The organism is Mesorhizobium sp. M0751 (assembly GCF_040320265.1).
In the GTDB taxonomy this organism is placed as follows: Bacteria; Pseudomonadota; Alphaproteobacteria; order Rhizobiales; family Rhizobiaceae; genus Mesorhizobium.
The window spans coordinates 112,275-125,620 of sequence record NZ_JAMYPH010000014.1 but is presented as its reverse complement, the minus strand read 5'-3'; the positions used below and the strand labels follow the sequence as shown (position 1 = coordinate 125,620).

The 13,346-nt window shown below is 63.8% G+C and carries 10 protein-coding genes; 4 read left to right on the top strand and 6 right to left on the bottom strand.

Translation table 11 applies throughout. The features are described from left to right. Positions 1–34: 34 nt before the first annotated feature. Positions 35–811, bottom strand: a complete 777-nt coding sequence (locus NKI19_RS21460) for a DeoR/GlpR family DNA-binding transcription regulator (protein WP_352488004.1) — start codon at positions 809–811, stop codon at positions 35–37. Between the two features lie 435 nt (positions 812–1,246). Here NKI19_RS21460 and NKI19_RS21455 point away from each other — a divergent pair, with 435 nt between their 5' ends. Both NKI19_RS21455 and NKI19_RS21450 read left to right on the top strand, forming a co-directional pair. Continuing rightward, positions 1,247–2,131: a phosphotransferase gene (locus NKI19_RS21455; protein WP_352488557.1), complete on the top strand. Its 885-nt coding sequence runs from the start codon at positions 1,247–1,249 to the stop codon at positions 2,129–2,131. Beyond that, positions 2,128–4,581, top strand: a complete 2,454-nt coding sequence (locus NKI19_RS21450; protein WP_352488005.1) for a GcvT family protein — start codon at positions 2,128–2,130, stop codon at positions 4,579–4,581. Before NKI19_RS21455 ends, NKI19_RS21450 begins: the two co-directional genes overlap by 4 nt. A gap of 18 nt (positions 4,582–4,599) precedes the next feature. Here the strand turns inward: NKI19_RS21450 and NKI19_RS21445 are convergent, their stop codons facing one another. Further along, positions 4,600–5,232: a class I SAM-dependent DNA methyltransferase gene (locus tag NKI19_RS21445; RefSeq protein ID WP_352488006.1), complete on the bottom strand. Its 633-nt coding sequence runs from the start codon at positions 5,230–5,232 to the stop codon at positions 4,600–4,602. 103 nt (positions 5,233–5,335) lie between these two features. Between NKI19_RS21445 and NKI19_RS21440 the strand changes: the two genes are divergently transcribed. After that, positions 5,336–6,238: a phosphotransferase gene (locus NKI19_RS21440; RefSeq protein ID WP_352488007.1), complete on the top strand. Its 903-nt coding sequence runs from the start codon at positions 5,336–5,338 to the stop codon at positions 6,236–6,238. Here NKI19_RS21440 and NKI19_RS21435 read toward each other — a convergent pair. The 3 genes from NKI19_RS21435 to ilvD form a co-directional block, all read right to left on the bottom strand. Further along, positions 6,235–7,155: a DMT family transporter gene (locus tag NKI19_RS21435; protein ID WP_352488009.1), complete on the bottom strand. Its 921-nt coding sequence runs from the start codon at positions 7,153–7,155 to the stop codon at positions 6,235–6,237. The two genes, NKI19_RS21440 and NKI19_RS21435, sit on opposite strands and share 4 nt — an antisense overlap. Before the next feature lie 218 nt (positions 7,156–7,373). Then, a complete protein-coding gene (locus NKI19_RS21430) occupies positions 7,374–8,648 on the bottom strand; it encodes an amidohydrolase family protein (RefSeq protein WP_352488010.1) in 1,275 nt (424 codons plus the stop codon). A 234-nt stretch (positions 8,649–8,882) separates the two neighbouring features. Beyond that, entirely contained in the window at positions 8,883–10,727 is a 1,845-nt protein-coding gene (ilvD, locus tag NKI19_RS21425) for a dihydroxy-acid dehydratase (RefSeq protein ID WP_352488011.1), read from the bottom strand. 290 nt (positions 10,728–11,017) lie between these two features. Between ilvD and NKI19_RS21420 the strand changes: the two genes are divergently transcribed. Further along, on the top strand, positions 11,018–11,491 hold the full coding sequence (locus tag NKI19_RS21420; RefSeq protein WP_352488012.1) for a VOC family protein: 474 nt from the start codon (positions 11,018–11,020) through the stop codon (positions 11,489–11,491). Between the two features lie 172 nt (positions 11,492–11,663). Here the strand turns inward: NKI19_RS21420 and NKI19_RS21415 are convergent, their stop codons facing one another. Next, complete coding sequence (locus NKI19_RS21415; protein ID WP_502899320.1) at positions 11,664–13,271, bottom strand: peptide chain release factor 3; 1,608 nt, start codon at positions 13,269–13,271, stop codon at positions 11,664–11,666. Between the last annotated feature and the right edge of the window lie 75 nt (positions 13,272–13,346).

Below are 13,346 nucleotides of genomic sequence, written 5' to 3'. Positions count from 1 at the left end.
AAGTGGGATGCTGGTGCCGATCTCCCGATAGAGCTCAGCCCTCGCTTCCGCCGTCCGCAATGCTGAGCCGCGCGCCGGCCTGGGCGAGGACGGCGGCGATGTCGTGCGGCGGCGGCCGGTCGGTCGCGAGTTCGGAAAAGCCGCCGAAGCCGCAGACCTGAACAAGGCCCTGGCGGCCGAATTTGCTGTGGTCGGTGACGACAAGCGAGCGCTGGCCGCGCGACAGCACCATGCGGGCGAATTCGGCCTCTTCCAAATCATAGTCCATGACGCCGGTGACGGCATCCACCGCACCGGTCGATATCACCGCATGGCTGACCGAAAAGCGGCTGACGAATTCGATGGCCGAGACGCCGAAGGCAGCACCGGAATCGCTGCGCAGCTCGCCGCCGGCCATATAGACCTTGTTGCCGTTGACGGTGGCCAGTGTGCGGGCGATGTCGGAGGAGTTGGTGACGACCGTCAGCCGCCGGTGGCCGAGCAGTTCCCGGGCCAGGAATGAGGTGGTGGTGCCGGTGTCGAGCATGATCGATTCGCCGTCGCGGATGGTGGCGGCGACCATGCGGGCAATTGCCCGCTTGGCATCGGCGTTCTCGCGCATGCGCCGCTCGAACGGCGCTTCACCGGCAATCGACGGCAGGCCGACGGCGCCGTGCATCTTGAGGATGGAACCGTCGCTGGTCAGTGGCTTGACGTCGCGGCGTACCGTCTCCAGCGAGACGCCCAGCCGGTCGGCCAGGCTGGCAATGGTAACAGTGCCTTCCTCCTTGAGGAGGCGCAGGATTTCGCCATGCCGCTTCGAGTGGACCATCGGTTCCATCCGGCCGGATTGTTGCACCGCTGACCGTTTCTACGGCATAAATGCCACTAACTCCAAGGAATTTAGCAAAATTCGGGCAAAAAACCAGAAAACACCACAATTTCGCGTTGACAACGTCTCCAGCGTGGCGCGACATTATCGCTGTGACAGGCTCGGAACGGAGGACGACGGCTGAGCCGCACGAAAAATCGCCTGCCCGAACGCCCGGGAGATCGTCGGGTGCAAGGGTGCCGAAATTCAGGATCCGCGGGGGCGGATGCCGGCGTCGAAGAACCCGGCACAAAGGGGCTCGTCGGTGCGGTGCGGGATACCGATCCCGAGATCTGCACCGACGAGATCTTCGCGTTGCCGCCATTCCTCCGTCCGATTGTCATTGCTGGCCAGCCGTGGCATGCGTGGAAAATTGACCCAATGTTGGACGAGATCGTGACTGTCGAAGACCGCATCCGTGCGCTGCCTTGCTGGACCGGCAGCATCGACATCGCGCCGCTGCCGGGCGGGTTGAGCAATGCCAATTATCTGGTCAAGGACGCGGCCGGGCAGCACGTCGTGCGGATCGGCCAGGATTATCCGTTCCACCATGTCTTTCGCGAGCGCGAGATGATGACTGCGCGGGCAGCGCACGCGGCAGGCTTCGCTCCGGCCGTCCGCTACACCGGACCCGGCGTCATGGTGACGGAGTATCTCGGCGCCAAGGCCTATGTCGCGCAAGACGTGCGCGCCGATCTCGGCCGCGTTGCCGCGTTGCTGCGCGGTTTCCACCGGGAGATGCCCGGTCATGTCTCCGGCGCCGGCTTCATGTTCTGGGTGTTTCACGTCATTCGCGACTATGCGCGCACGCTGGAGGAAGGCCGCAGCCGCAAGCTGGGCGAACTGCCGCGCCTGCTGACGCTGGCGGACGAGCTCGAGCGCGCGCAAAAACTGCTGCCAATCGTCTTCGGCCACAACGATCTTCTGCCGGCTAACATAATCGACGACGGTCACAGGCTGTGGCTCATCGATTTCGAATATGCAGGCTTCAACACCGCGATGTTCGACCTTGCCGGCGCCGCGTCGAATGCCGGCATGAGCGACGAGGAGTCCTTCGCCTTCCTGACCGCCTATTTCATGAAGGAGCCGGACCCAGCGATACGGCGCTCGCACGCCGCCATGCAATGCGCGTCGCTGCTGCGTGAGGCGATGTGGGGCATGGTTTCCGAGCTTTACCTCGACGCGCCCGGTGTCGACTACGCCGCCTACGCTGACGAAAACCTGGCGCGGCTCGAAGCCGCCCTGGAAAACTACAGGACAAAATACGGGACGCGGACATGACCTTGCCCGCCCAGGCCGGGATCGTCGTCATCGGCGGTGGCATCATCGGCTGTTCGACGGCCTATCATCTGGCGCGCGACCACAAGGCCGAAATCGTGCTGCTCGAACAGGGCAAGCTGACCTCGGGCTCGACCTGGCATGCTGCCGGGCTGGTCGGCCAGCTGCGCTCGTCGGCATCGATCACTCGCGTGCTCAAATATTCGGTCGATCTCTACAAGGGGCTGGAAGCCGAAACCGGCCTCGCCACCGGCTGGAAGATGACTGGCTGCCTGCGCCTCGCCACCAATGCCGACCGCTGGACCGAGTATAAGCGGCTGGCAACGACGGCCAAGAGCTTCGGCATGGACATGCATCTGCTATCGCCGGCAGAGGTCAAGGAAATGTGGCCGCTGCTCGAAACCGGCGACCTCGTCGGCGCCTCCTGGCTGCCGACTGACGGTCAGGCAAGCCCTTCCGACATCACCCAGTCGCTGGCCAAGGGCGCGCGCATGCATGGCGCAAGATTGTTCGAGGAGGTGCGGGTCACCGGCTTCGAAATGAGAGACGGCCGCATCACCGCGGTAAAGACCAGCAAGGGCGATATCGCCTGCGACAAGGTGGTGAACTGCGCCGGGCAATGGGCGCGGCAGGTGGGTGCGCTCGCCGGCATAAACGTGCCGCTGCAGCCGGTGAAGCACCAGTACATCATCACCGAGAGGATCGACGGCTTGGCGACCGACGCGCCGACAATTCGCGACCCCGATCGCCGCACCTATTTCAAGGAGGAGGTCGGCGGCCTGGTGATGGGCGGCTACGAGCCGAACCCGCAGGCCTGGACGACCGGTCTGCCGGGCGGCGATGTGCCGGACGATTGGGAGTTCCGGCTGTTCGACGATGATTACGATCATTTCGAGCAGCATATGAGCCAGGCGATCGAGCGTGTCCCGGCGCTCGCCAATGTCGGCGTCAAGCAGATGATCAACGGGCCGGAGAGCTTTACGCCGGACGGCAATTTCATCCTCGGCGTGGCGCCGGAATGCCCCAATATGTTCGTCGGCGCCGGCTTCAATGCCTTCGGCATCGCGTCCGGCGGCGGCGCCGGCTGGGTGCTGGCGCAATGGGTCGTCGACGGCGAGGCGCCGCTCGATTTGTGGGTGGTCGACATCCGCCGCTTCTCCGATCTGCACCGCGACAGGCAATGGGTCCGTGACCGCACGCTGGAAGCCTACGGCAAGCACTACACGATCGGCTTCCCGCATGAGGAATATGTCAGCGGCCGGCCGCGCATCGTCTCACCTTTATACGAGCGGCTGCAAAAACATCGCGCCGTGTTCGGCTCGAAACTCGGCTGGGAGCGGCCGAACTGGTTCGCGCCGGAAGGCGTCGAGCCGAAAGACGTCTATTCGATGGGCCGGCAGAACTGGTTTTCACCCGTCGGTGACGAACATCGCCATGTGCGCGAAAAGATCGGCATTTTCGACCAGTCGTCGTTTGCCAAATACGAAATGACCGGAGCCGACGCGCTGAAGGCGCTGGACTGGATCTGCGCCAATGACGTTGCCAAGCCGGTCGGCAGGCTGACCTACACGCAACTCCTCAACACGCGCGGCGGCATCGAGGCCGATTTGACCGTGGCGAGGCTCGGTGAGGAGAAATTCTACATCGTCACCGGTACCGGTTTCCGCACGCATGATTTCTCCTGGATTGCCGATCATATCGGCAGGGAGTTCGACGTGACGCTGACCGACGTCACCGAGGATTTCGGCACATTGTCGCTGATGGGGCCGCGCGCCCGTGACGTGCTGTCAGCGGTGACCGATGCCGACGTCTCGAACGCCGCCTTTCCGTTCGGCCACGTTCGCGAGATCGTCATTGCCGGCCACGCCGTCCGGGCACTGCGCGTCACCTATGTGGGCGAACTCGGCTGGGAACTGCATGCGCCGATCGCGGCGACGGGCGAGGTTTTCGACGCGCTGATGACGGCGGGCGCTGTCCACGACATTCGCCCGGTCGGCTATCGGGCGCTGGAATCGCTGCGGCTGGAAAAAGGCTACCGCGCCTGGGGCGCCGACATCACACCCAACGACACGCCGCAGGAGGCCGGCCTCGGCTGGGCGGTGAAGCTCAGGAAGAACACCGATTTCCTCGGCCGGCGGGCGCTTGAAAAGCTCGATGGCTCGACGCTCAGGAAACGCTTTGCCGGCTTCACTGTCGACGATTCGGATGTCGTGCTGCTCGGGCGCGAGACCATCCTGCGCAACGGCGACGCCGTCGGTTATCTCACCAGCGGCGGCTATGGCTACACCATCGGCAAGAACATCGGCTACGGCTATGTGCGCAATGCCGATGGCGTCAGCGATGATTTCCTAGCCTCCGGCGACTACGAGCTCGTGGTCGCAATGGAACGGACGCCGGCTAAGATCCATCTCGAGCCGCTTTACGATCCGACGGGAGCAAAGGTGAAGGCGTAGAGCCTTCCGGTTTCAGCCTCAGTTCACGATGAGCACCAGCCCCCGGCTCGGCACGGTATCGGCCTCGCCTGGCATCGAAATGTAGGGCGGCGTCTCTTCGGCGCGGGTGACGGTGCCTTGCGCTTCGAGCTCGGCAATCCGCGCGGCAAAACCCGTGTCCCACAGCGTGTTCTTCACCGTCAGCACGATCACCCCGCCCGGACGGCAGATGCGGATCAGCTCGTCCAGCCCCTCGGCTCCGACATGGCCCGACGTGAAGACGCCGGCGGAGATGATCCCGGCATAGGCATCGTCGACGAAGGGCAGCGGTCCGCCCAGCGCCAGGCAGTGCAGCACCGAATAGACGCCTTTGCGCGCAGCTTGCACCAGCATGCCTTCCGAAATGTCGAGCGCTTCGACCTGCGGATAACCAGTGATGGCAAGCCATTCGCCGATGAGCCCGGTGCCGGCGCCTGCGTCTAGGAGAGGAGCGGCGCCGCGCGGCAGATGGCGGGCCAGCAAGGCAAGGCAGATGGTCGGATGGCGATAGCCGGCCGCCGACATGTCGGCGTCATAGGTGCCTGCCCAACTGTCGTAGAGCGCCGCGACGTCTTCCGGCCGCTTCGCCGCATAGGCTGCGGCGAGTGCGCTCTGCTGTTTGCTGTCCGTCATCGCTTTCCGTCGCCTGGTATCGATCCGCAACGCGATCATAGCCAAACGGCGAAAACTGTGGAACCGTCGTCGTCGCAATAACACGGGGAAAGGAGCGAAAGCCATGGCGGACGACCAGGCACGCGCCGCGCTTGCGGCCATTCCGATGCTGGCCGGCTATGACGGCCCGCTGGAACGGCTCGGCGGCCTCACCAACCTCGTCTTCAGGGGGAAAGATTTCTGCCTGCGTATCCCCGGCAAGGGCACCGAGGAATATATCAACCGCGCGAACGAGGCAGTGGCGGCGCGGGAAGCGGCGAAGGCAGGCGTCAGCCCGGAAGTGCTGCATGTCGATGCCGAGACCGGCGTGCTGGTGACCCGCTTCATCGCCGGCGCCGAGACGATGTCGCCGGAAAAGTTCAAGACCCGACCCGGCAGCCCGGCACGCGCCGGCAAGGCCTTTCGCAAGCTGCACACATCCGGCGCGGTGTTCCCCTTCCGCTTCGAGCTGTTTGCGATGATCGACGATTATCTGAAAGTGCTGTCGACCAAGGACGTCGCCCTGCCTGCCGGCTATCACGATGTGGTCCGCGAGGCGGAAACCGTGCGCTCGGCACTTGCGGCTCATCCTCTGCCGATCGTCGCCTGCCACTGCGACCCGCTCTGCGAAAACTTTCTCGATACTGGCGACAGGATGTGGATCGTCGACTGGGAATATTCCGGCATGAACGATCCGCTCTGGGATCTCGGCGACCTCAGCGTCGAAGGACAATTCGACGCCGCGCAGGAGGAGGAAATGATGCTGGCCTATTTCGGCGGCGAGCCAAGACCGGCGGAGCGCGGCCGCATCGTCATTTACAAGGCGATGTGCGACCTGTTGTGGACGCTGTGGGGCTTGATCCAGCTTGCCAACAAAAATCCGGCCGACGACTTTCGCGCCTATGCCGACGGCCGGTTTGCACGCTGCAAGGCACTGATGGAGACGCCGGAGTTTTCGCGGCATCTCAAAGTGGTGCGCCGGGGTTAATTCACGCCCTTCGGCACGTTTTCTGGTGGCACGGTGTCGACCACCTTTTGGCGATGGAAGATGAACAGGCCGGCCAGCACGACGATTGCCGAGCCGATCAGGATGCGCGGCCCAGGCACATCGCCGAAGAAGGCGAGGCCGAAGACCACTGCCCACAACAGCAGGCTGTAATGCAGCGGCGCCAAGGTCGAGGCAGGCGCCAGCTTCAACGCCCGGGTGATCATCAGATGCGCGCCGCAGGAGACGATGCCGAGCAGCAGCATGGCGCCGAAATCGAGCGAGGACGGCGTCCTCCAGGTGCCGAGCGTCAAGGCAGCGCCGACCAGCAGCGTGCCGATGGTTTGCCAGGTGACAAGCGACGTGTCGCTGGTGCCGCGCAGCCGCCGATTGAGGATGATGGCGAAGGCAAAGGAAATGCTGCCGGCGAGCGCGAACATCGAGGATAGCGAGAACGCGGCCGAGGACGGCTTCAGCATGATCAGCACGCCGCAGAACCCGACCAGGATCGCCGCCCAGCGGCGCCAGCCGACCCTTTCGCCGAGCAAAAAGTGCGACAGCGCCGCCACATAGATCGGCCCGGCCATGTAGAAGCTCATCACGTCGGCGAGCGGCAGATAGACGACCGCCGCGTAGAACAGCGCCGTGTCGAGCGTCGTCATCACCACGCGAAGCAGCTGCAGCTCGGGCCGCTCCATGCGAAACAGCTTGGCCGCACCCTGATGTGCGATCATCGGCCCGAGTATGAAAAAAGCGCCGATCGAGCGGATCAGCACGACCTGGCCGACGGAAAAACTGGCAACCAGCCACTTGCCCATCGCGTCGTTCAACGCAAACAGGAAATCGCCGGCGAGCATCAGCAGGATGCCGGCCAGCAGCACATTCCTGATCGTCGAATTCTGGGTCGCGGGCTGCGCCATTCCGTTACCGGTTCCTCACCGTGGCTACGGTGACCCGCGTCGTAGTCGCAAGCTGCGGCCATGACGAGGCGAAAATCGAGAATTCGGTAAGACCAGCGCCGGAAATCGGCTGGACTAATGCATGTCGCGCAAAAGTGTGCAGCGGTTTTGCGACAACGACATGCATCAAAACAGGAACTTAAAGCGCGTCGCATGAGGCCGGTCGAGCGCGACGCGCTTTAAGCGTGGCGCCGGTTCACCGTGCCCGGCCTTCCGGCGATCGAAAGCCGGGTGTCCTGCCGGCTGCGCTCGGCCACTACCTTGCCTTTGGCGATGACGCAGAGACGCTCTGGGCGCAGCCGCAGCGCCTCGACCGGGTTGCCGGCATCGAGAACGACCAGGCTGGCGCGCTTGCCGACGGCCAGGCCGAGGTGGTCGAGACCCATGATGGCCGCATTGACGTTGGTGACCATGTCGAAACAGCGCGCCATCTCGGCCGGGCTCGACATCTGCGCGACATGCAGGCCCATGAAGGCGACATCGAGCATGTCTGCCGTGCCCAGCGAATACCAGGGATCGAGCACGCAATCCTGGCCCCAGCCGACGCGGATCCCGTGCGCCAGCATTTCCTTGACCCGCGTCAGGCCGCGGCGCTTGGGAAAGGTGTCGTGGCGGCCCTGCAGCATGATGTTGATCAGCGGGTTGGGGATCGCCGAAATGCCGGCCTCGGCAATCAGCGGCAATAGCTTCGAGACGTAGTAATTATCCATCGAATGCATCGATGTCAGGTGCGAGCCGGCCACTCTGCCCTGCAATCCAAGCCGCTGCGTCTCATAGGCAAGCTGCTCGATGTGGCGCGACAGCGGATCGTCGGTCTCGTCGCAATGCAGGTCGACCATCAGGCCGCGCTCGGCCGCGATCTCGCAGAGCTCGGTGACGGAGCGCGTGCCGTCGGCCATTGTGCGCTCGAAATGCGGAATGCCGCCGACCACATCGACACCCATGTCGAGCGCCCGGATGATGTTGTCGCGCGCCGTCGGCGAGCGGTAAAACCCGTCCTGCGGGAAGGCGACCAGTTGCAGGTCGATATACGGCGCGACCGTCTTCTTCACGTCGAGCAGCGCTTCGACCGCCAGCAGGCGGTCATCGCAGACATCGACATGGGTACGGATGGCGAGCAGGCCCATCGACACCGCCCAGTCGCAATAGGCAAGCGCGCGGTCGCGCACTGCCTCGTGGGTCAGAAGCGGCTTCAGCTCGCCCCACAGCGAGATGCCTTCGAGCAACGTGCCCGAGACATTGATGCGCGGAATGCCGAGCGAAAGCGTGGCGTCCATATGGAAATGCGGATCGACGAAGGGCGGCGAGACCAGATTGCCATGGGCATCGATCGCCGTGCCGGCGCTGACGTTCAGCTCGGGTTCTATCGCTGCGATCGTTTCGCCGACGATGCCGATATCGGCGATCCTGCCGTCGGGCAGCGTGCCGCCGCGCACCACAAGGTCAAAATCCATCTAGCGCCACCTCGTTCAAAAAAGCCGTTTCTTTCCATTCAGCGTGCTGCCGCAAGGCGGAACCTTCAGGCGCGGCCTTCCCTTCTCCCCTTGTGGGAGAAGGTGGCCGAGCGAAGCTCGGTCGGATGAGGGGTGTTCCAGCTTGGCATCCCCTGCACTCCGTCCAGCACCCCTCAACCGTCTCGGCGCTGCGCGCCGATCCACCTTCTCCCCCAAGGGGAGAAGGAAAAGGCGCTATTCCGGCACGTACCGCACCGCCCCCTTTGCAGCACTTGTCGCCATCGCCGCATAGGCGCGCAAGGCCGTCGTCACCTTGCGCTTGCGCTTTTCCTCGGGCTTCCAGGCAGCCGTTCCCTTGGCCTCCATCGCCGCGCGGCGGGCGGCGAGCTCCGCGTCGTCGACAGCAAGCCTGATGGTGCGCTTGGGGATATCGATCTCGATCGTGTCGCCTTCCCTGACCAGCCCGATCAGCCCGCCTTCCGCCGCTTCCGGCGAGACATGGCCGATCGACAGGCCGGAGGTGCCGCCGGAAAAACGACCGTCGGTGATCAGCGCGCAGGCTTTGCCGAGGCCTTTCGACTTCAAATAGCTGGTCGGGTAGAGCATTTCCTGCATGCCGGGGCCGCCGCGTGGCCCTTCATAGCGGATGACGACGACATCGCCGGCCTTGATCTCGTTCGACAGGATCGCCTTGACACTGGCGTCCTGGCTTTCAAACACCCTTGCCGGGCCGGTGAATTTCAGGATCGATTCATCGACACCCGCGGTCTTTACGATGCAGCCGTCGAGCGCCAGATTGCCTTTCAGCACGGCAAGGCCGCCATCCCTGGAGAAAGGATGTTCGGCCGAGCGGATAACGCCGGTTTCGCGGTTCGTGTCGAGATCGTCCCAGCGGCGGTCCTGGCTGAAGGCGACCTGCGTCGGCACGCCGCCGGGTGCCGCCAGGAAGAAATCGCGGACATTCTTGCTGGTGGTGCGCGAAATATCCCAATGGTCCAGCGCTTCGCCGAGGCTTGCGGTGTGCACTGTCGGCAGGTCGCGATTGACCAACCCGGCGCTATCCAGCTGGCCGAGGATCGCCATGATGCCGCCAGCGCGGTGGACATCCTCCATATGAACGTCCGCCTTGGCCGGCGCCACCTTGCACAGCACCGGAACCCGCCGTGACAGCCGGTCGATGTCCTCCATGGTGAAGTCGACCTCGCCCTCATGTGCTGCGGCAAGGATGTGCAGCACGGTGTTGGTCGAGCCGCCCATGGCGATGTCGAGCGTCATGGCGTTCTCGAAGGCGCCCTTCGAGGCGATGTTGCGCGGCAGCGCGGTGTCGTCGTCCTGCTCGTAATAGCGCTGGGCAAGATCGACGATCAGGTGGCCGGCCTCGACGAACAGGCGCTTGCGGTCGGCATGCGTGGCCAGCGTCGAGCCGTTGCCGGGCAGCGACAGGCCAAGCGCCTCGGTCAGGCAGTTCATCGAATTGGCGGTGAACATGCCCGAGCACGAGCCGCAGGTTGGACAGGCCGATCGCTCGATGATCTTGACGTCCTCGTCGGAGATCTTGTCGTCAGCGGCCGCCACCATGGCGTCGACCAGATCAAGCGCCTGGCTCTTGCCGGCGAGCACCACCTTGCCGGCCTCCATCGGCCCGCCGGAGACGAAGACAGTGGGGATGTTGAGGCGCAGCGACGCCATCAGCATGCCGGGCGTGATTTTGTCGCAATTCGAGATGCAGACCATCGCGTCGGCGCAATGCGCGTTGACCATGTATTCGACCGAGTCGGCGATCAATTCGCGCGACGGCAGCGAATAGAGCATGCCGTCATGGCCCATGGCGATACCGTCATCGACGGCTATGGTGTTGAATTCCTTGGCGACGCCGCCGGCCTTTTCGATCTCGCGGGCAACCAGCTGGCCGAGGTCTTTCAGATGGACATGGCCCGGCACGAACTGCGTGAAGGAATTGACCACGGCGATGATCGGCTTGCCGAAATCCGAATCCTTCATCCCGGTGGCGCGCCAAAGGCCACGGGCGCCGGCCATGTTGCGGCCATGGGTGGTGGTGCGGGAACGGTAGGCGGGCATTGAACTGTCCTTGCTGTCTGCGTCGCGCCGGACAGGCGCGGAAAACCGGAATGAGCCGCAGGCCTTATAGACGCCACGCTCTGGTCTGGCCACAATTTTGCGCTGCGCCAGGGACCGGAACGAGCGGCCAGCCAAAGACGCAGCCGGCCCAGATCGCAAAAAAGTCAGAGGCGCTGTCGGATCGTGTTTTGCTCGAGCGTCCTTGGGCAGACGGCGGGACCGGGCGTCAATCGTCAGCCAGCCGTTTTGCGAGTGAAAACAAAGCCAAAACCAGCCCGAGGAGCAAGAGAATGCAAAAGATCACCCCCTGCCTGTGGTTCGACGACCAGGCCGAGGAGGCCATGAACCATTACATCTCCATCTTCAAGAATTCGAAGGTGCTGAGCGTGATGCGCTGGCCCAAGGGCAGCGGCGATAATGAGGGCAAGGTGCTGATGGTCTCATTCGAGCTCGACGGCGTTCAATTCCAGGCGCTCAACGGCGGGCCGCAATTCAAGTTCACCCAGGCTGTCTCGCTCTCCATCGACTGCAAGACGCAGGAGGAGGTCGACTATTTCTGGGACAGGCTCATCGCTGGCGGTGGCGAGCCCAGCCGGTGCAGCTGGCTGAAGGACAAATTCGGCCTCTCCTGGCAGGTCGTTCCCGAGCAGCTGCCCAGGCTGCTGCTGGACCCCGACAAGGAAAAGGCCGGCCGCGTGATGCAGGCGATGATGCAGATGAGCAAGATCGACATCGCCAAGATCGAAGAGGCAGCCAAGGGGTGAACGAACGCGATCTTTCCTTCTCCCCCTGTGGGAGAAGGTGGATCGGCGCGAAGCGCCGAGACGGTTGAGGGGTGCTGGACGGAATGAGACGTTGGTGTTTCCTGGAACACCCCTCATCCGTCGCCTTCGGCGACACCTTCTCTCACAACAAGGGGAGAATGGAAGGGGCGCATCAGGCCGCTCTGTCGCGGACCTGGTAATCCTTGACTGCGGCGAAGCGGATCGCCTTCCAGCGCTCGGCCTCGTAGTTGAGCGAGAAGGTGTGCTGGGCGAGGAACACTGGATCGTTGTCGAGGTCGCGGGCGATGTCGCCGCGATGCGCCTCGATGAAGCGCTGGAGCTCTGCCCTGTCGTCGGCCGATATCCAGCGGCAGACGGAAAAGCGCGACATCTCGAAATCGACCGGCAGTGTGTATTCGAAGTTCAGCCGCTCTTTCAGGACATCGAGCTGCAGGGCGCCGACGACACCGACGATGGCCGGTGAACCGTCCTCCGGCGAGAACAATTGCACGACGCCTTCCTCGGCCATCTGGTGCAGCGCTTCCTTGAGCTTCTTGGCTTTCATGGCATCGCCGAGGCGAACGCGGCGCAGGATTTCAGGCGCGAAATTCGGCACGCCGCGAAACAGGATCTCCTCGCCCTCGGTCAGCGTGTCGCCGATGCGCAGCGTGCCGTGGTTGGGGATGCCGACGACATCGCCGGCGAATGCCTCGTCGGCAGTAACGCGGGTGCGGGCGAAGAAAAATTGCGGCGCCGACAGGCTCATCGGCTTTCCCGTGCGCACCAGCTTGGCCTTCATGCCGCGCTCGAGCTTGCCGGAGCAGACGCGGACGAAGGCGATGCGATCGCGGTGGTTGGGGTCCATATTGGCCTGGATCTTGAAGACGAAGGAGGTCATCTTGTCCTCGGTCGCCTCGACCTTGCGGCTGTCGGCCTCCTGCGCGCGCGGCGGCGGCCCATAGGCGCCGAGCGCCTCGATCAGGTCGCGCACGCCGTAATTGCGCAGCGCCGAGCCGAAATAGACCGGGGTCAGATGGCCTTCGCGAAAAGCTTCCAGGTCGAGCGGGCGGCAGGCCTCGCGCGCCAGCTCCAGCTCCTCAATGAAGGCCTCACGGTCGTTCTCCGGCAGCAGGCCGGCGACGCGGTTGGAATCGGGACCGTTGACCGGCGTGCGCTCCTTCTCGGCGTCACCCTTGCGCACCGCGTTCAGCGCCAGATGGTAGGTGCCGGAAAAGGTCTTGCCGCGGCCGATCGGCCAGGTGATCGGTGCGGTGTCGAGCGCCAGCTTCTGCTCGATCTCATCGAGGATGTCGAAGGGGTCGCGGCTTTCGCGGTCCATCTTGTTGACGAAGGTGATGATCGGGATATCGCGCAGCCGGCAGACCTCGAACAGTTTCAGCGTGCGCGGCTCGATGCCCTTGGCAGCGTCGATGACCATCACCGCGCTGTCGACCGCCGACAGCGTGCGATAGGTGTCGTCGGCGAAATCCTCGTGGCCGGGCGTGTCGAGCAGGTTGAAGACGGTGTCCTCGTATTCGAAGGTCATCACCGAGGTGACCACCGAAATGCCGCGCTCGCGTTCGATCTTCATCCAGTCCGACCGGGTCTGGATGCGGTCCTTCTTGGCCTTGACCTCGCCGGCGAGCTGGATGGCGCCGCCGAACAAAAGCAGTTTTTCGGTGAGCGTGGTCTTGCCGGCGTCGGGGTGGGCAATGATCGCGAAAGTGCGGCGGCGCGCCACCGCGTGCGTGATGTGTTCAGCCAATTTATGGAATCCCATGTGGTGCGCGGCTTTTAGCAGCGCTTTTCCGGTCTGTCGAACGGAAACACCCTTCGCCCTCAATGCCAGATGATG